16 protein-coding genes are annotated in these 18,171 nt (G+C 68.9%); 11 read left to right on the top strand and 5 right to left on the bottom strand.

The features are described 5' to 3' along the window. The first annotated feature begins 43 nt into the window (after positions 1-43). The 4 genes from mutM (at position 44) to HMPREF3113_RS11755 (ending at position 6,041) form a co-directional block, all read left to right on the top strand. A complete protein-coding gene (gene mutM / locus HMPREF3113_RS11770) occupies positions 44-856 on the top strand; it encodes a bifunctional DNA-formamidopyrimidine glycosylase/DNA-(apurinic or apyrimidinic site) lyase (RefSeq protein WP_070472708.1) in 813 nt (270 codons plus the stop codon). A gap of 65 nt (positions 857-921) precedes the next feature. Beyond that, complete coding sequence (locus HMPREF3113_RS11765; protein ID WP_019184109.1) at positions 922-1,485, top strand: ECF-type sigma factor; 564 nt, start codon at positions 922-924, stop codon at positions 1,483-1,485. Between the two features lie 30 nt (positions 1,486-1,515). Next, positions 1,516-4,347: a serine/threonine-protein kinase gene (locus HMPREF3113_RS11760; protein ID WP_070472704.1), complete on the top strand. Its 2,832-nt coding sequence runs from the start codon at positions 1,516-1,518 to the stop codon at positions 4,345-4,347. Positions 4,348-4,439: 92 nt separating this feature from the next. Next, positions 4,440-6,041 (top strand): OpgD/OpgG family glucan biosynthesis protein, encoded by a 1,602-nt coding sequence (locus tag HMPREF3113_RS11755; protein WP_046274218.1) that lies wholly within the window; start codon positions 4,440-4,442, stop codon positions 6,039-6,041. A gap of 31 nt (positions 6,042-6,072) precedes the next feature. Here the strand turns inward: HMPREF3113_RS11755 and HMPREF3113_RS11750 are convergent, their stop codons facing one another. Both HMPREF3113_RS11750 and HMPREF3113_RS11745 read right to left on the bottom strand, forming a co-directional pair. After that, on the bottom strand, positions 6,073-6,684 hold the full coding sequence (locus HMPREF3113_RS11750) for a thymidine kinase (protein WP_019184112.1): 612 nt from the start codon (positions 6,682-6,684) through the stop codon (positions 6,073-6,075). A gap of 47 nt (positions 6,685-6,731) precedes the next feature. Next, positions 6,732-7,424, bottom strand: coding sequence for an SEL1-like repeat protein (locus HMPREF3113_RS11745; RefSeq protein ID WP_070426328.1), 693 nt, complete (start codon positions 7,422-7,424; stop codon positions 6,732-6,734). Between the two features lie 158 nt (positions 7,425-7,582). On the opposite strand from HMPREF3113_RS11745, the gene HMPREF3113_RS11740 reads away from it, so the two are divergent. Both HMPREF3113_RS11740 and HMPREF3113_RS11735 read left to right on the top strand, forming a co-directional pair. After that, positions 7,583-9,559 (top strand): UvrD-helicase domain-containing protein, encoded by a 1,977-nt coding sequence (locus tag HMPREF3113_RS11740; RefSeq protein ID WP_019184114.1) that lies wholly within the window; start codon positions 7,583-7,585, stop codon positions 9,557-9,559. 153 nt (positions 9,560-9,712) lie between these two features. After that, on the top strand, positions 9,713-10,243 hold the full coding sequence (locus HMPREF3113_RS11735; protein ID WP_070472700.1) for a GNAT family N-acetyltransferase: 531 nt from the start codon (positions 9,713-9,715) through the stop codon (positions 10,241-10,243). A 119-nt stretch (positions 10,244-10,362) separates the two neighbouring features. Here HMPREF3113_RS11735 and HMPREF3113_RS11730 read toward each other — a convergent pair whose 3' ends face one another. After that, a complete protein-coding gene (locus HMPREF3113_RS11730; protein WP_070472695.1) occupies positions 10,363-11,031 on the bottom strand; it encodes a YceH family protein in 669 nt (222 codons plus the stop codon). A 102-nt stretch (positions 11,032-11,133) separates the two neighbouring features. On the opposite strand from HMPREF3113_RS11730, the gene HMPREF3113_RS11725 reads away from it, so the two are divergent. Continuing rightward, complete coding sequence (locus tag HMPREF3113_RS11725; protein ID WP_139146361.1) at positions 11,134-12,066, top strand: 5'-nucleotidase, lipoprotein e(P4) family; 933 nt, start codon at positions 11,134-11,136, stop codon at positions 12,064-12,066. Next, a complete protein-coding gene (gene pyrF, locus HMPREF3113_RS11720) occupies positions 12,063-12,788 on the top strand; it encodes an orotidine-5'-phosphate decarboxylase (RefSeq protein ID WP_070472694.1) in 726 nt (241 codons plus the stop codon). The genes HMPREF3113_RS11725 and pyrF overlap by 4 nt, the downstream gene beginning before the upstream one ends. 26 nt (positions 12,789-12,814) lie before the next feature. Here the strand turns inward: pyrF and HMPREF3113_RS19115 are convergent, their stop codons facing one another. Continuing rightward, a complete protein-coding gene (locus HMPREF3113_RS19115; protein ID WP_261798221.1) occupies positions 12,815-12,940 on the bottom strand; it encodes a hypothetical protein in 126 nt (41 codons plus the stop codon). On the opposite strand from HMPREF3113_RS19115, the gene HMPREF3113_RS11715 reads away from it, so the two are divergent. Together HMPREF3113_RS11715 and plsB are read left to right on the top strand one after the other, a co-directional pair. Then, complete coding sequence (locus HMPREF3113_RS11715) at positions 12,939-13,907, top strand: hypothetical protein (protein WP_070472689.1); 969 nt, start codon at positions 12,939-12,941, stop codon at positions 13,905-13,907. The two genes, HMPREF3113_RS19115 and HMPREF3113_RS11715, sit on opposite strands and share 2 nt — an antisense overlap. Then, positions 13,907-16,621 (top strand): glycerol-3-phosphate 1-O-acyltransferase PlsB, encoded by a 2,715-nt coding sequence (gene plsB / locus HMPREF3113_RS11710; protein ID WP_019184120.1) that lies wholly within the window; start codon positions 13,907-13,909, stop codon positions 16,619-16,621. The genes HMPREF3113_RS11715 and plsB overlap by 1 nt, the downstream gene beginning before the upstream one ends. Positions 16,622-16,926: 305 nt before the next feature. Here plsB and HMPREF3113_RS11705 read toward each other — a convergent pair whose 3' ends face one another. Next, positions 16,927-17,130, bottom strand: coding sequence for a YdcH family protein (locus HMPREF3113_RS11705; protein ID WP_070472686.1), 204 nt, complete (start codon positions 17,128-17,130; stop codon positions 16,927-16,929). A 96-nt stretch (positions 17,131-17,226) separates the two neighbouring features. Between HMPREF3113_RS11705 and ttcA the strand changes: the two genes are divergently transcribed. Beyond that, positions 17,227-18,138 (top strand): tRNA 2-thiocytidine(32) synthetase TtcA, encoded by a 912-nt coding sequence (gene ttcA / locus HMPREF3113_RS11700; protein ID WP_070472683.1) that lies wholly within the window; start codon positions 17,227-17,229, stop codon positions 18,136-18,138. Positions 18,139-18,171: the final 33 nt, after the last annotated feature.

Genomic DNA, 18,171 nt, shown 5'->3' with positions numbered 1-18,171 from the left:
CCGCTCTACCGCGGTTCATCGGGGGACGCCTTAGAATCCCCTCATGCCCGAGCTTCCCGAAGTAGAAACCACCCGCCGCGGCCTTTCCCCACACCTGGAAGGCCGCAGCATCCACGGCGTGATCCTGCGTCGCCCCGACCTGCGCTGGCCGATTCCGCCGGAGATCAGCACGCTGCTCCCCGGGCAGGCCATCCAGGGCGTGCGCCGCCGCGCCAAGTACCTGCTGCTTGATACCGCCATCGGCAGCGCGCTGCTGCACCTGGGCATGTCCGGCAGCCTGCGCGTGCTGCCCGGCGATACGCCGGTGCGCGCGCACGACCACGTGGACATCAGCCTGGACAACGGCCGGCTGCTGCGCTTCAACGACCCGCGCCGCTTCGGCAGCCTGCTGTGGCAACCGGCCGGGGAAACCCATGCCCTGCTGGCCGGGCTGGGTCCGGAGCCGCTCGACGACGCCTTCGATGGCGACTACCTGTTCGCCCGCAGCCGCGGCCGCAGCGCGTCGGTGAAGACGTTCCTGATGGACCAGGGCATCGTGGTCGGCGTCGGCAACATCTACGCTGCCGAAAGCCTGTTCATGGCCGGGATCAATCCGCTGCGCGAGGCCGGCAAGATCTCCCGCGCGCGCTACCAGCGCCTGGCCGATGCGGTGAAACGGATCCTGGCCTATGCCATCACCCGGGGCGGCACCACCCTGCGCGATTTCATCAATCCGGACGGGGCGCCGGGGTACTTCGAGCAGGAGCTGCTGGTCTACGGGCGTGAAGGCGAGCCCTGCCGGCAGTGTGGCCGCCTGCTCCGCCACGCCATCATCGGCCAGCGCGCCAGCGTCTGGTGCGGGCACTGCCAGCGCTGAATCGTCGCGCGCCTGTCGCCCATCGGGCGGTATAGTCCGGCCAACGTCACCGGCGGGGGTGTGCGATGGACGAAGGACCGGATATCACCGTGTGGCTGGATTCGGCCCGGGCGGGCGACCGCGCCGCGCTCGACCGGGTCCTGACCCTGCTCTACCAGGAACTGCACAGCATGGCCCGGCGGCAGCTGGCCGGGCAGCAGGGGCGCACCCTGGATGCCACCTCGCTGGTGCACGAGTCCTACCTGAAGTTGCTCGGCTCGCGGGGCGCCGCGCGCTTCGAGGACCGCGCGCATTTCTTTGCCTACGCCGCCTCGGCGATGCGCAGCGTGGTGGTCGATTACGCACGCAACCGGCTGGCACGCAAACGCGGCGGTGACCTCAAGCGGGTGGAACTGCCGGAGAACAGCAGCAGCGGCGTGCGCCTGGATGAAGACCTGCTGGCGCTGGATGTCGCGCTGGCGCAGCTGCACGCGGTGGATGCACACCTGGCCAAGGTGGTGGAACTGCGGTACTTCGCCGGCCTGTCCGAGCAGGAAATCGCCGACCTGTGCCAACGCTCGGAGCGCAGCATCCGCCGCGACTGGCAGAAGGCGCGCATGTTCCTGCTGGCGTCGGTCGGGGAGCCCTGAAAGCCCACGCATCGTCCGGGGAGAGGACCGATGGAGGCGTCACGCTGGCGGCAGTTGTCCTGCCTGCTGGATCAATTGCTGGAACTGCCCGAACCGGCGCGTGAGCAGCGGCTGTCGCGCCTGCGTGTGGAGGATCCGGGCCTGGCCGAGGATGTGGAGCGCCTGCTCGCCCACGAGCGCGACAGCCACGAGTTCCTGGCCCAGCCGTTGTGGACCGCCGCGCCGGAGGACAGCCGGGTAGGCACGCGGGTCGGGCCGTACCGGCTGCTGCGCCCGCTCGGCGAGGGCGGCATGGGCGAGGTCTGGCTGGCCGAGCGTGCCGATGGCCTGTACGAGCGCCAGGTCGCCCTGAAGCTGCTGCGCAGCGGCTATGCCGATCCCGGCCTGCGCCAGCGCTTCAGCCGCGAACGCGAGATTCTGGCGCGGCTGCAGCACCCGAACCTGGCCCATCTGCTGGATGCCGGCGTGGATCTGCAGGGGCAGCCTTACCTTGCGCTGGCCTACGTGGAAGGCGAGCCGATCACCGAGCACTGCCAGCGCCTGGCGCTCCCGCTGGAGCGGCGCCTGCAGCTGATGCTGCAGGTCTGCGCGGTGGTCAGCCACGCGCACGCGAACCTGATCGTGCACCGCGACCTCAAGCCCTCCAACATCCTGGTCACCGCCGAGGGCGAGGTGAAACTGCTGGACTTCGGCATCGCCAAGCTGCTCGACGATGACGAGGGCAAACCGCCCGTGCATCCTCCCACCGAAGCGCGGGCGTTCACCCTGCACTACGCCGCGCCGGAACAGGTCCGCGGCGAGCCGGTCTCCACGCTGACCGATGTCTATTCCCTGGGCGTGGTGCTGTTCGAGGTGATCACCGGGCAGAAGCCCTATCGCCTGCGCCGGCACAGCGATGCGGAATGGGAGCGCTCGATCCTGGAGGTGCAGGCCCCGCGCGCCTCGGCGGTGGTGGCGCGCGTGGCTGCCGCCGGGGGTGAGCAGGCGGTGGCGGCCAGGCGCCTGTCGCGGCGGCTGCGCGGCGACCTGGACACCATCCTGCTCAAGGCCCTGCAGAAGGAACCCGGGCAGCGCTACGCCTCGGTGGAAGCGCTGGCCCAGGACCTGCGCCGCTTCCTCGAAGGCCGCCCGATCCATGCCCGGCCGCAGCACGTGGGTTACCGGCTGCGCAAATACCTGGGCCGCCACCGCTGGGGCGTGGCGCAGGGCAGCATGGCGGTGCTGGCCCTGCTCGCACTGGCGCTCACCGCGCTGTGGCAGATGCAGCAGGCCCGGCGTGAAGTGGCGCGCGCCCAGGCGATGGAGGATTTCACCGTGGGCTTGTTCGACCGGGCCGCCGGCGTGCGCCACGGCAGTTTCGATCTGCGCCAGCTGCTGGCCACCGGACAGCAGCGGGGCGAGGCGGAACTGCGCGATCAGCCACTGTCGCTGGCCGAACTGGAAGGTGTGATCGGCCGGCTGCGGATCGGCATGGGCGACTACCAGCTGGCGCTGCAGACGCTCGATCACCAGCGCGCGCTGCTCGAGCAGGCCGGCGGGGTGCCACCGGCGCTGCAGCTGGAAGCGGTGACCCAGCGTGGGCGGGCCCTGCGCATGCTGGGGCGCTCGCGTGAGTGCGTGACCCACCTCACGCCGATGCAGGCATTGGCCACGCAGCAGCGTCTGCGGCTGCCGACGGTCGTGGCCGAGTACCACACCCAGTTGGGGCGCTGCCAACAGCTGCTGGGCTACCGCGACAACGCCCGTGCCTCCTTCGAGCAGGCGCGGGTGCTGCGCCGTGATGTGCTGCGTGATACGCAGGGCACTGCGGAGAGCCTGGCCGATCTGGCCGCGCTGGACAGCGACGATGGCCGTGCGGCGGCCGCATTGGCCGGCTACCGGCAGGCGCTGCAGCTGCTGCAGGCCAAGGCCAGCGCGCGCAACCCGCAGTTGATCGCGCTGCGGCGGCACATGGGCGAGACGCTGGCCGCACAGGGCGACCTCGACGCTGCCGGGCAGGCGCTGCAATGGGCCGGCGCCGATGCGGTGGCACTTTACGGGCCGGATCACCCGGAAACCCTGTCGATCCGTCGCCTGCGCGCGCTGCTGGCGCTGCAGCGCGGTGACCTGCAGCAGGCGCAGGCCCAGTTGCAGCAGGTGCATCGCCTGACCCGGCAGGCGCTGGGTGAACAGCATCGCGATACCGGCCTGACCTGGCATGCGCTGGGGCGGCTGGCGCTGGAGCGCGGTGACAGTGCCACCGCGATCGATGATCTGGGCCGCGCCGTGGCGATCTGGCGCCAACCCGATTGCGTCGGCCTGCTGCCGCAGGGCCTGTACGACTATGCCGCTGCCCTGGCCCAGGGCGGGCGTTGGCAGGCTGCCCTGGCCGCCCTGCATGAGGGACGGCAGTGGCAGGCCGCGCAACGCGGCGACGACGATGCGTCCGTGCAGCAGGCCGATCGGCAGATGGCGGAGATCGTCAGTGCGCAGGGTGATCCACGCCAGGCCGGCGAGCAGTTGGCGGCGCTGATGCGTCGGGTGGACCGTGCCGGGCCCTCCAGCCCGGCGCTGCAGCGCGCGTTGCAGCTGGCCTGGGGCCGCAACCTGGGCCGGATGGGCCAGACCGTGGAAGCGCGCCGCGCGCTGGCGCCCTTGCTGGTGGGCGACGCCGCCGACCTGGACAGCCGTGCCCTGCGCTGGCGCGCGCGCGCGGCGATGGCGCAGCTGGACTGCGGCACCTCCCCGGCGCGTGCGCGCGAAGCACTGGGCCAGCTTCGGCAGGAGCTGCAGGCACAGTGGCCGCAGGGCGGGCAGTTGCTGCAGGAGGTGAACCGGCTGCGCCAGGACTGCGTGCCGGCGCAGGTCGCCGCCGGGCCCTGACCGTGCTGGCTGAACGCCGCCGCGCATTCACCTCGGCGAATTAACGTCTGCGTGCCTATGATGGCCGGCCCTTCCCTGCCATCGCTGCCTGCATGCAACGACGCGACTTCCTCCGCAATGCCTCCGTGGCCCTGGCCGCTTTCGGCCTGCCCGCACTGCCGGCCTGCGCCGCGCAGGGCAACCAGGTCGGCCTGCGCCGGCTGGGCCAGCCGCAGCCGTTCGATTTCGCCTCGCTCAAAGGGCAGGCCCGCGCGCTGTCCCAGGCCGCCTACCAGAGCCACAAGCGCACGTTGCCGGGCCCGGTGGAAGGGCTGGACTGGGACCAGTACCAGTCCATCCAGTACCGTCAGGACCACGCCCTGTGGGCCGACCAGCCCGGGCGTTACCAGGCCAAGTTCTTCCACCTGGGGCTGTACTTCCATTCCCCGGTGCGGATGTTCGACGTGACCGACGGCAAGGCGCAGGAACTGGCCTATGACGGCGCCGCCTTCGATTACGGCAAGAGCGGCCTGAAGGGCAGCCACCTGCCGGCCGACCTGGGCTTTGCCGGCTTCCGCCTCAATACCCGCAAGGACACCGACCGCGACTTCGCCGCGTTCCTCGGTGCCAGCTATTTCCGCGCGGTCGGCAAGGAGGGCCAGTACGGCCAATCCGCGCGCGGCCTGGCGATCGACACCGGCATGGGCAAGCCCGAGGAATTCCCGGATTTCATCGCCTACTACCTGGAGCAACCGGCAGCGGACTCGAACACGCTGGTGGTCTATGCCCTGCTGGATTCACCCAGCACCACCGGCGCCTACCGCTTTGCGATCACCAACGGCGATGTGCTGTTGATGGACATCGACTGCGCGCTGTACCCCCGCAAGGCGATCGAACGCCTGGGCATCGCCCCGTGCACCAGCATGTACCAGGTCGGCGAGAACGACCGCCGCATGGCCTGGGACTGGCGCCCGGAGATCCACGATACCGATGGCCTGTCGATGTGGACCGGCGCCGGCGAATGGATCTGGCGCCCGCTGTGCAACCCGTACAACCTGCGCTTCAACATGTTCGTGGACAACAACCCGCGCGGCTTCGGCCTGCTCCAGCGCGACCGCAACTTCGACCATTACCAGGACGACGGCGTCTTCTACGAGAAGCGTCCGTGCCTGTGGGTCGAACCGAAGGGGCAATGGGGCAAGGGCTCGGTGCAGCTGGTTGAAATCCCGACCGTGGATGAGACCTTCGACAACATCGTGGCGTTCTGGAATCCCGAGGCCAAGCCGCAGCCGGGCCAGGAGCTGCTGCTCGGCTACCGCCTGTACTGGGGCGCGGAGCCGCCGGCGCGCCCGCCGCTGGCGCACTGCGTGGCCACCCGTACCGGCCTGGGTGGGGTGATCGGCAAGAAGCGCGAGTACTTCTCGTGGCGCTTTGCGGTCGATTTCGAAGGTGGCGAACTGGCCGCGATGATCGACAAGGGCGAAGTCGAGGCCGTCGTGCAGGTCAGCCGTGGCCGCACCGAGATCGTTTCGGCGCGCCCGCTGCGCGAGATCAAGGGCTACCGTGCGATGTTTGACGTGGTGCCGCCGGATGACTCGACCGAGCAGATCGACATCCGCCTGTACCTGCGCAGTGGCGGGAAAACGTTGACCGAAACCTGGCTCTATCAGTACAGCCCGCCGCCGAAGGGCGCGGCGGAGCGCACGTTGTACTGAGGCGCCTGGGTGAGGCTGACGGGGAGGCGGGTCAACCGGCCTGCAACGGGTCGATACGGCCTTCACCGCGCATGATCTTCTTGAACTCTGCGCGGCTTACCGACACATAGCGCTCGTTGCCGCCGATCTCCACCTGCGGCCCGTCCTGCACCGCGTGGCCGTGCTCGTCCACGCGCACGGTCATCGTGGCTTTCTTGCCGCTGTGGCAGATCGTCTTGATCTCCTGCATCTCATCGGCCCAGGCCAGCAGGTACTGGCTGCCTTCGAACAGCTCACCGCGGAAATCGGTGCGCAGGCCGTAGCAGAGCACCGGGATGCGCATCTGGTCGACCACCTCGCTGAGCTGCCACACTTGGCTGCGGCTCAGGAACTGCGCCTCATCCACCAGGACGCAGCCCAGCGGGCCGTGCGTGCCGATGTCCTCGGCGATCAGCTGCTGCAGGTCGGTGTCGGGGTGGAACGCGATCCCGTCCGCCTTCAGGCCGATCCGCGAGGCGACCACGCCGTGCCCGGCGCGATCATCCAGCCGCGGGGTCAGGATGGCCACGCGCATGCCCCGCTCGCGGTAGTTGTGCGCCGACTGCAGCAGGGTCGTGGTCTTGCCGGCGTTCATCGCCGAATAATAGAAATAGAGCTTGGCCATGCCGGGATTTTATCCGTTCGGCGGCCCCGGCATGGCGCCGGATCGGTTCAGTCCCGCAAGCCCGGTACCGTGGTCGGCATGCCGACCTCCACGCTCCCGGTGCCGATGGCACGCCCGGCCGCCTCCAGCTGCCGCGCCTGCCATTGCCAGTACTGGGCCGGCTGCCAGTATTCGTCCCGATAGAACACGTCCGGCTCCACGTAGCGCTGGCCGCGATCATCGCGGACCAGCATGCGCATGCCGCCGACCGAGCCGGTACGGCTGCCGGTGACCTCACTCAGCCCGCGCCGGAGTTCACGCTCCAACCGGGGCTGGGCCACGGTGTCGCCGAACTCGGCGTACAGGGCCTGGCCTTCCTGCACCGCGCGGGTCTGCTCGTCCGGGGTCAGCGCAGCCCAGTAGCGCTCACGCAGCACCAGCAGGAACTCGGTCCCGCGCTCGGCGGCCAGGTCCATCCAGGCATAGGCCAGCGCCCGGTCCTGCCCGCCGCCCTGGCCGTTCCACCACATCTCGGCCAGCGCCGCCTGGGACAGTTTGTCGGCATGGCGGGCGCCGAGGCGGTAGAAACGCCGCGCTTCCTCGAGGCGGCCGCGCGCCTGGGCCTCCTTGCCGAGCTTGCGGTAACGCAGGTCGGGGTGCCGGTTCAGGAAGGCGTCGGTGTCCTGTGCATCCTGGGCACGCAGGTCCGGCTGGCTCGACTGCCCCCAGGCGGGCAGGGCCGCGAGGGCCGCGACCAACATCCACACCCCGCGTCCTTTCCTGCTCATTGCCATGCGTCGCGTCCTCTGCGTCGATCAGGACAATGGATACCCCACCCCCGTGAAGGCGTCAATCCGGGCGGTGGCGCGTCGATGCGGGCCGACCAAGGCCGGTACAATGCCCCTCCCCTGGAGATGGCATGCACGGTCTCAATCCTCCCCAACACGCGGCAGTGATGCATTGCGAAGGTCCTCTGCTGGTGCTCGCCGGCGCGGGCAGCGGCAAGACGCGCGTGATCGTGGAGAAGATCGGCCAGCTGATCGCCAGCAAGCGCTACCCGGCGCGGCGGATCGCGGCGATCACCTTCACCAACAAGTCGGCCAAGGAAATGCGCGAGCGCGTGGCCAAGCGCCTGCGCGGTGACGATGCCGATGAAGTGACGATCTGTACCTTCCACGCGCTGGGGCTGAAGTTCCTGCAGATCGAACACGCTGCGGTGGGGCTCAAGCGCGGGTTCTCCATCTTCGATGCCGACGATTCGACCGCGCAGGTCAAGGACCTGATGTACGGGGCCAAGCCGGACGACATCGAGGACGTGAAGAACCTGATCTCGCGCGCCAAGAACGCCGGCCTCTCACCCGAGCAGGCGATGGCCGCGGCGCGCAGCACGCGCGAGAAGGAAGCGGCCAGCGTCTATGAGCGCTACCAGCTGCGTTTGACGGCCTTCAACGCGGTCGATTTCGATGATCTGATCCGCCTGCCGGTGCAGGTGCTGGAAGAAAACCCGGAGATCGCACTGGCCTGGCGCGAGCGCATCGGCTACCTGCTGGTGGACGAATGCCAGGACACCAACGATGCCCAGTACCGGCTGCTCAAGCAGCTGGCCGGCAGCAAGGGCAACTTCACCTGCGTGGGCGATGACGATCAGTCGATCTACGCCTGGCGCGGCGCGAACCCGGAAAACCTGCAGCAGATGGCGCGCGACTACCCGGCGCTGGAAATCATCAAGCTGGAGCAGAACTACCGCTGTTCCAACCGCGTGCTGCGCGCGGCCAACGCACTGATCGCCAACAACCCGCACGAACACCTGAAGAAGCTGTGGAGCGACCAGGCCGACGGCGAGCGCATCCGCGTGTGGGAGTGCCGCAACAGCGAGCATGAAGCGGAAAAGGTGGCCGCGGAGATTTCGTTCCTGGCTACGTCCAGGAAGATTCCGTGGAGCGATTTCTGCATCCTGTTCCGCGGCAACTTCCAGTCGCGGCCGCTGGAAAAAGCGCTGCAGCTGGTGCGCGCGCCGTACCACATCACCGGCGGCACCGCGTTCCTGGAGCGCCAGGAGGTCAAGGACACGCTGTCGTGGCTGCGCCTGCTGGTGAACCCGGACGACGATACGGCGTTCATGCGTGCGGTGCAGTCGCCCAAGCGCGAAGTGGGGGCCGGCACCCTGGCCAAGCTGGCCGAGCTGGCCTCGGAAAAGGATCTGCCGATGGCGCATGCCGCCGAAGCGATCGGTGCGCTCTCGCAGTTGCCGCCGCGCGCGGCCAATGGCCTGAGCCGCTTCACCGACATCCTGCGCGACCTGCGTGCGGAGATGCCCAAGCTCAGCTCCGGCGACCTGGTGCGCAAGCTGGTGAAGGAATCCGGGCTGGTCTCGGATCTGCGTAGTTCGTGCAAAGAAGAATCGGTGTACCAGCGTCGCCTCGGCAACCTGGAAGAACTGGCGCAGTGGTTCGAGGGCGGCCCCCGCGGAGCCTCCACCGCCGATCTGGCCGCGCAGCTGGCACTGCTCTCGCGCAACGACAAGGACGACGGTGGCAACCAGGTGCGGATGATGACCCTGCACGCCTCCAAGGGCCTGGAATTCCCGTACGTGTTCATCATCGGCTGCGAGGACGGCGTCCTGCCGCACCAGGTCAGCCTGGACGAAGGCAACCTGCAGGAAGAGCGACGCCTGCTGTACGTGGGCATCACCCGCGCCAAGGTGCAGCTGTGGATGAGCTACAGCAAGCTCACCCGCAAATTCGGCGAGCACGTGCGGCTCAAGCCCAGCCGGTTCTTCGATGAGATCCCGGCCGAGGAAATGCAGCGCGATGGCGCCGATCCCGTCGCCGACGCCGCGCGCAAGAAAGAGCGCGCCAACGCAGGCCTGGCCGCGATCCAGGCCCTCTTCGACTGACCCACCGCCGGGGGTAGAGCCGACCGTTGGTCGGCTGCCCAAAGCGCGTCGGTTGCCGTATCCCGGCTCGAAGCGCAGCCGACCAACGGTCGGCTCTACCGTGTTCGCGGCGCGCATTGCACAATCGAGGTATCACCTTTCACCGGTACCCGCATGTCCGCCGTGATCCAGACCGACCGTTTGCACCTGCGCCTGATCGATCCTGACCACGATGCCGCCGACATGCTGGCCCTGCTCAACGAGCCGGGCTTCATCCGCAACATCGCCGACCGCGGCGTACGCACCCTGGCGCAGGCGCGCGACTACACCGCCGAGCGCGTGCTGGGCAGCTACACGCTCAACGGCTTTGGCATGTACGCCATCGTCCGCCGCGAAGACGGCGCATGGTTGGGCAATGCCGGCCTGGTCCGGCGCGCCGGGCTGCCGGCCCCGGATATCGGCTATGCACTGCTCTCGCAGTACGAAGGCCACGGCTACGCGTTCGAGGCCGCGCGCGGGGTGATGCACTACGCGCGCGATGTGCTCGGTCACACCGATCTGTACGGCATCGTGTCCCCGGACAACGTGCGCTCGGCCGCGCTGCTGCGCAAGCTGGGCATGGAGGATCGTGGCGACCTGCTGCTGCCGCCGCCACACGAGGAGGTGGTGCTGCTGTTCGCCACCCCCGGCGCACCGGCGCCCTGACACCGGCGACGTGCACGGCGCCACACCCACCCGCCGGTAGAGCCGACCGTTGGCCGGCTGCCCGTCACCAGCGAATCAATCAGCGACACAGGTAGAGCCGACCGTTGGTCGGCTGCCCCTCACCCGCCCAATTGCGCGCGCAATTCCGCCAGTTGCTCCTGCAGCTCGGCCACCGTGGCCTCCAGCTGATGCACGCGCGCTTCCAGCGCCGGGCTGCCGCCACCACCGCCGCCGCTCGACGAAGACCCCTTGTAGCTCTCCGCCAGGGCCTGCACATCCACCGGGCCACCCAGCAGGTGCATGTAGCGGTCCTCACGCTGGCCGCTGGCGCGCGGCAGCTGCACCGCCAGACCGCGCTGGATCATGCGCTCGATGTGGTGGCGCAGCTCCTCCGCGTCCTGGAACTGGAACAGCCGCTCGCTGCGGGTCAGCAGTTCGTTCACCGTCTGCGGGCCGCGCAGCAGCAACAGGCCCACGATGGCCAGCTGTTGCCGGGTCAGGTCCAGCGCACTGCCGGCGCGATGCTCGTAGCGCTCGGCGCGCGAGGAAAACTGCTGGCGGGCCAGGCCCATGCTTTCCAGCTGGCGCAGCGCATGGTGCACATCACCGGCGGACAGGGCCATCACCGGCTCGCGCGCGGTCTTCTGGTTGGCCGCCACCTGCGCGGCGTTGACCGTGAGCGGGTAGGCGTCCGGGGTGGTCGCCTCCTTCTCGATCAGGCAGCCCAACGCGCGGGCCTGGGCCGTGCTCAGCACGGGCAGGGCAGGGGTCTGGGTGTCGTCGGTCATGGGGCGCCCCGGGGTGTTTCAGGGGCGTGCAGCATAGCCGAGCCCTGGCTTGCGCATGAATGCCGCCGGACAAGCCGGTAAACTGGCGCGAATCTGTTGCCGGTGAATGCCATGCGTCGTAGTGCTGTTTCCCTGTCCGTGCTTGCCTGTGCCGTGCTGGCACTGAGTGCCTGCAAGCGCACCGAAACCCCGGCCGATGCCGCCCCGCCGGCCGCTGCGGCTGCCGCGAGCGCCCCGGCCGCCACCGGCGATGCCGCCGTGGCCGCCAATGACAACCTCAATGCCGTGCTGTGGATGCAGCGCGCGCAGGAATACCGCGCGATCACCGAGCAGACCTACCGCGCCGCCGCCGATCACCTGGACACGGCGCTGAAGGAAGCCAACTGGGACGCGCTGGTGCCGGAAGAACGCGGCAACGCCGCCAAGGGCCTGAAGCCGGCCGTGGTGCTGGACGTGGATGAAACCGTGCTGGACAACTCGCCCTACCAGGCGCGCCTGGTGCGCGATGGCAAGGAGTACGACGAGCTGAGCTGGGACCAGTGGGTGGCCGAAAAGAAGGCCAAGGCGATTCCGGGTGTGGTCGATTTCGCCAAGGCGGCCAACGCCAAGGGCGTGACCCTGCTGTACATCTCCAACCGCGCCGTGCATCTCAAGGAGGCCACCCTGGCCAACCTGCGCGAGCAGGGCCTGCCGGTGGCCGACGACAGCGTGTTCCTCGGCCTGGGCACCGTGGTGGACGGCTGCGAGCAGGCCGGCAGCGAGAAGAACTGCCGCCGCCGCCTGGCCGGCCAGAAGTACCGCGTGCTGATGCAGTTCGGCGACCAGCTGGGCGACTTCGTGGAAGTCACCGCCAACACCAACGACGGCCGTGACGCGCTGCTGCAGCAGTACCACGACTGGTTCGGCGAGCGCTGGTGGATGCTGCCCAACCCGACCTACGGCGGCTTCGAGCCGGCCCAGTTCAACAACGATTACAGCCAGTCGCGCCAGGCCCGCCACGACGCCAAGCGCGCCGCGCTGGATTACGCACCGTGAGCCTCGCGCCGCTGCCGCTGCGGGACGACGAGCGCCTGATCTTCGCGCTCGACGTGCCCGGCCGCGATGACGCGCTGGCCTGGGTCGATCGCCTGGGCGACGCGGTGTCGTTCTACAAGATCGGCATGGAACTGCTGGCCTCCGGCGAGTACTTCGAGGTGCTCGATGCGCTGGCTGCGCGCGACAAGCGCGTGTTCGTCGACCTGAAGTTCTTCGACATCCCCGCCACTGCCGCTGCGGTGATCAAGCGGCTGTCGCAGTGGCCGGTGAGCTACGCCACCATCCATGGCTGGCACCCGGCGATGATGGAAGCCTGCGCGGCCGCCAACGGCAGCGACATGCGCCTGCTGGCGGTGACCGTGCTGACCTCGATGGGCCGCAGCGACCTGGCCGGCATGGGCATCGACCGCGAGCCGGTGGAGGTGGTGGTCGAGCGCGCGCTGGCCGCCCAGGCCGCCGGCATCGATGGCGTGATCGCCTCCGGCCAGGAGGCCGGCCCGATCCGCGCGGCCACCGGCGCCGGCTTCTCGATCGTGTGCCCTGGGATCCGCCCCGGTGGCCCGGTCGGTGATGACCAGAAGCGCACCGTGGGCGTGGCCCAGGCCTTTGCCGACGGCGCCGACGCGATCGTGGTCGGTCGCCCGATCCGGCTCGCCAGCGACCCGCAGGCCGCCGCCCGCGCGATCCAGGCCGAGATCGCCCAGGCGCTCGCCGCGCGCTGAGGCAGTGACGGGGCGGAGCGGCCCCGTCACCGCCGGTTTTTCTGTACATTCAAGGGCTTGCGCATAAAGCGCAGGGTCGGCAGGTCTGCCGGCTTGCCGCTGTCACCGAACAGGCCGCAAGATGCGGACCGGTCCGGGGAGTCCGAATTCATGTCCATGTCGTTGAAGCCGTGGCAGTACCGAGGGCAGGTGTTGGCGCTGGCCCTGTGCGGGTTGGTGCTGCTCAGTGCCTGCAAGGACAAGCAGATCGATCCGGACGCGCCGGCGTCCGAGCCGGTCGCGGCCCTGCAACAGCTGGCCCAGCGGGTCGCCGACAACGATCTGGTCGGGTACGCCAAGGCAGCGGTGCCGCCGAGCCAGTACGCACGCCTGCAGGGCGCGTGGAGCCAGGGCCACAGCCGCTGGCCGCTGACCGAGCTGCCGCTGGATGGGCAGTTGCTGCCGATGCTGGCCGCGCTGTCGCGGCCGGATGCGCCGCAGCGGCTGCAGCGCTCGTTCGATACCCAGATCGCCGGCCAGGCGACCCAGGTCCGCCAGGCTGCCCACTCGATGGGACTGTTCGGCGAGCAGTACCTGCGCAACCAGAGCGAGTACAGCGACAGCGAGCGCGCCCATTACACCCAGGTGGTGAACGCGCTGAGCCGCTGGGCTGCCGCCGCGCCACTGACGGACAAGCAGCGGGCCAGGACCACCATCACCCTGCTGACGGCCACCGCGCGCACCGCCGGGCTGTCCACCGATGCGGAGCTGCAGGCGGCCGGCATGGAAGAGAGCCTGCGCCGGCTGAGTCCCTTCATCAAAGCCTTCAAGACGGCCCTGGCCAGCTACGGGCTGTCCCTGGATGAGGCGCTGACCGGGCTGCGCGGCGAGCTGACCTCCGAGCTCGGCGACGACGCCCTGGTGCGCATCCAGTACACGTTGGCCGGCGAGCAGATCGAAGCGCAGGTGCGGATGACCCGGCGCGAAGGCCACTGGTATGTGACCCGCACGCTGGAAGACACCGACGCGCTGCTGCAGGCCGCCGACGCCGCACAAGCTGAACATGACGCCCGCCAGGCGGCCGAGGCAGAAGCCGCTGCAGCGGTCAAGGACGATGCTTCCGCATCGGCTAAGCCATAATGAAGCCGATGCCGAACCAGAATCCCCTGCCTTTCCCCGGCGAAGAGCCGCCCAAGACGCCGGACGCCACGTCCTCGTCGCCCGCTACCGTGCCGTCCGACGGTGCTGCCGCTCCGGTTCCGCCGGTCGCTGGCGCGCCCGCGGAGGCCGTTGCCGTCGATGCGGAGCCGGCGGCCATCGTGCCGTCGGCGATCGTGCCCGGCACCCGTGCGCCCAGCGGCCGCCCGCCGTGGTGGTCGCGCCTGCTTGGCCGTCTGGTCGAGCCGTGGCTGTCGCTGAAGATCGAACCCGAACATCCCGGCCAGTACAACGATGGCCGGCCGGTGGTCTACGTGCTGGAGGACTACGGTCTGTCCAACGCGCTGATCCTGGACAAGGCCTGCCGCGAGGCCGGCCTGCCGTCCCCGCTGGTGCCCATCGCCGGTGATCCGACCGGGCGCAAGCGCGCCTACCTGGCCCTGTCGCGCCGGAGCAGCAGCAACTCGCTGATCCCCGAGCAGCGCGGGGCCAAGACCCACTCCGACTCGCTGGCCAAGGTCCTGCAGGCGCACCGCGCCCGCGGCGAGCTGGACGTGCACCTGGTGCCGGTGTCGATCTTCGTCGGCCGCGCGCCGGACAAGCAGAGCGGCTGGTTCGCGGTGCTGTTCTCGGAAAACTGGGCCCTGGTGGGTCGTTTCCGTCGCCTGCTCGCGGTGCTGCTCAACGGCCGCAGCACGATCGTGCGCTTCGCCCCGCCGATCTCGCTGCGCACCACGGTCGATGAGGGGCTGGACCCCGAGCGCACCGTGCGCAAGCTGCAGCGGGTGCTGCGCACCCATTTCCGCCGCATCCGCGAATCGGTGATCGGGCCGGACCTGTCGACCCGCCGCCTGCTGGTGGACAAGGTGCTCGACGCGGACACCGTGCGCGAAGCGATCGCCTCGCAGGCCAAGCGCGACAACTCCAAGCCGGCCGACGCCTGGAAGAAAGCCCACGCCTACGCGTGGGAAATCGCCGCGGACTACTCCAGTCCGGTGGTGCGTTCGGCCAGCTTCATGCTCAGCCATGTCTGGAACCGCATCTACGCCGGCGTGCTGGTCCACCACCTGGACAAGTTCAAGGCCGCCGCGCCCGGGCACGAAGTGGTCTACGTGCCCAGCCACCGCAGCCACATGGATTACCTGCTGCTGTCCTACCTGCTGTACGACCGCGGCATCGTGCCGCCGCACATCGTGGCCGGCATCAACCTGAACCTGCCGGTGGTCGGTACGCTGCTGCGCAAAGGCGGTGCGTTCTTCATCCGCCGTTCGATCCGCGGCAACGCGCTGTACTCGGCGGTGCTCAGCGAATACGTGGCGCAACTGGTCGCCGGCGGTTACTCGATCGAGTACTTCGTCGAAGGCGGCCGCTCGCGCACCGGGCGCCTGCTGCAGCCCAAGGGCGGCATGATCTCGATGACGCTGCGCGCGTTCCTGCGCCAGCCGCGCAAGCCGGTGCTGTTCCAGCCGGTCTACATCGGCTATGAAAAGCTGATGGAAGGCGGCAGCTACCTGGACGAACTGTCCGGCCGGCCGAAGGAGAAGGAATCGATCTGGTCGCTGCTGTGGTCGATCCCGAAGGTGCTCAAACAGAACTACGGTCAGGTGGTGGTGAACTTCGGCGAGCCGATCGCGCTCAACGACGTGCTCGCCCAGCGTGCACCGGAGTGGAACGGCCAGCCGGTCGGCGAAGACGAGAAGCCCTCGTGGCTGTCCGGCACGGTGGATCACCTGGCCGAACGCATCCAGGTGCATATCAACGGCGCCGCCGACGTCAATCCGATCAACCTGCTCGCGCTGGCGCTGCTGTCCACGCCCAAGCATGCGATGGGCGAGGCGGACCTGATCGCGCAGATCGAACTGTGCAAGACCCTGCTGGTGGAGATGCCGTACTCGGACCGGGTGACGGTCACTCCGCACTCGCCGGAGCGGATCATCGCCCACGCCGAGGAGATCAATGTCCTCACCCGCATCAAGCATCCGCTCGGCGATGTGCTCAGTGTGAGCGGCGATACCGCGGTGCTGCTGAGCTACTTCCGCAACAACGTCATCCATCTGTTCACCGCCTCCTCGTGGGTGGCCTGCTGCTTCCAGAACAACCGCCGCATGAGCCGCACCGGGCTGGTCCAGCTGGGCCGTACGGTGTACCCGTTCCTGCAGGCCGAGCTGTTCCTGCCGTGGACCGAAGACGAGTTCGCCCAGCGCATCGAGCAGACCATCAACGTGTTCGTGCGCGAAGGGCTGCTGCAGAACATCAACGACGACGACGGCGGCATCCTGGCGCGCAACACCGGGCAGACCGATGAAGTCTTCCGCCTGCGTGCGATCGGCCATTCGCTGCAGCAGGCGTTCGAGCGTTATTACATCGCGATCTCGGTGCTGGTGAAGAACGGCCCGGGCACGCTGGGCGCAGCCGAGCTGGAAAGCCTCTGCCAGCAGGCCGCGCAGCGCCTGAGCCTGCTCTACGCGCCGGCCGCGCCGGAATTCTTCGACCGCACCCTGTTCCGCGGCTTCATCCAGAAGCTGCGCGAGCTGCGCCTGGTGTGGCCGGATGAAAACAGCAAGCTGCTGTTCGATGCGCGCCTGGATGCGTGGGCCAAGGATGCGAAGTTCATCCTCGGCCGCGAACTGCGCCACACCATCGAGCGCGTCAGCCCGGAAGCGGCAAAGCCGGAAGAGCCGGTCAGCACGGATTGACGACGGCACATCGTCGATCCGACGTATCCGGCCGCATCGGGCGCATCCGGACGTATCCGGATCTTGTTGCGTTCGCCAGCAATTCGTAGGTACCGACCGTTGGTCGGTACCCGCGCGCAAGCGCGGCACAAGCGTCCGGAGACCGGGCAACACGGCGTGCCCCGGCTGACCGACGCTGACCACCGTCCGAAGCCTCACGCCAGGGGTTCATGCCGCCGGGAGCAACAGCAGCCGACCAACGGTCGGCTCTACCCTTGGGACATCGGTGGGGATCGGGAGCAACAGCAGCCGACCAACGGTCGGCGCTACGCCGGTTCGTCTGGAATCAGCATGTCTTCCAGCTTGGCGATGCAGTCCTTCAACTGCAGCTTGCGCCGCTTCAGGCGCTTGGCTTCCAGCTCGTCGTCGCCATTGGCGGCCATGCGCAGAATCTGGTCATCCAGCGCACGATGCTCCTGCCGGAGCACGGCAAGGCGGGCACTGATATCGGTGGGTGTCATGGTGTCCACAGGCTCCGAGCATACACATCCGGGATGACCGCCGGGAGTGAACGCAGTCACTTCCTGGCACCTGTGAGGGTGCGCCCCAGCCGGTAGAATGAAGGGATGAGCGCTGCCGTCATCCGCCTGCCCGATCCCGTCCCGCGCGCCCGCGATCCGCGCGCGCCCGGCGGCATGCAGGACCGCCTGGCACGGCAGCTGCGGCGCCAGGTGGGCCAGGCCATCGCCGACTTCGGCATGATCGAGGCCGGCGACAAAGTGATGGTGTGCCTGTCCGGTGGCAAGGACAGTTACACCCTGCTCGACATCCTGTTGCAGCTGCAGAAAAAAGCGCCGGTACCGTTCGAACTGGTCGCGGTGAACCTGGACCAGAAGCAGCCCGGCTTTCCCGAGCAGGTGCTGCCCACCTACCTGGCCTCGATCGGCGTGCCGTTCCAGATCATCGAGCAGGACACCTATTCGGTGGTCAGCCGGGTGATCCCGGAAGGCCGTACGATGTGTTCGCTGTGCTCGCGTCTGCGCCGTGGTGCGCTGTACCGGCATGCGGCCGAACACGGCTTCACCAAGATCGCGCTGGGCCACCACCGCGACGACAGCGTGGCCACGTTCTTCCTCAACCTGTTCCACCACGCCAAGCTCTCGGCGATGCCGCCCAAGCTGCGCAGCGACGACGGCCAACACATCGTGATCCGCCCGCTTGCCTACGTCAGCGAAGCGGACATCAGCGCCTACGCACAGGCGCGTGCGTTCCCGATCATTCCCTGCACGCTGTGTGGCAGCCAGGACACCCTGCAGCGCCGCCAGGTGGAGCAGATGCTGCAGCAGTGGGAGCGCGACCAGCCCGGCCGCATCGACCAGATCGCACGCGCGCTGGGCAACATCCACCCCTCGCAGCTGGCCGATCCGGCGCTGTTTGATTTCATGGCACTGGGGCGCGCCGCGGCCGCCCCGTTGCCCGACCCGCCGGCCTGGGCCGGCACTGCCCACGACCCCGGGCACGCCCCTGGCCCGGCCTGAGCCACGCCGGTGCGCCCGCCCTCCCTTTCACGC

It is taken from the genome of Stenotrophomonas sp. HMSC10F06, from assembly GCF_001807865.1.
In the GTDB taxonomy this organism is placed as follows: domain Bacteria; phylum Pseudomonadota; class Gammaproteobacteria; order Xanthomonadales; family Xanthomonadaceae; genus Stenotrophomonas; species Stenotrophomonas bentonitica_A.
This window is presented reverse-complemented; position numbering and strand designations above follow the sequence as displayed.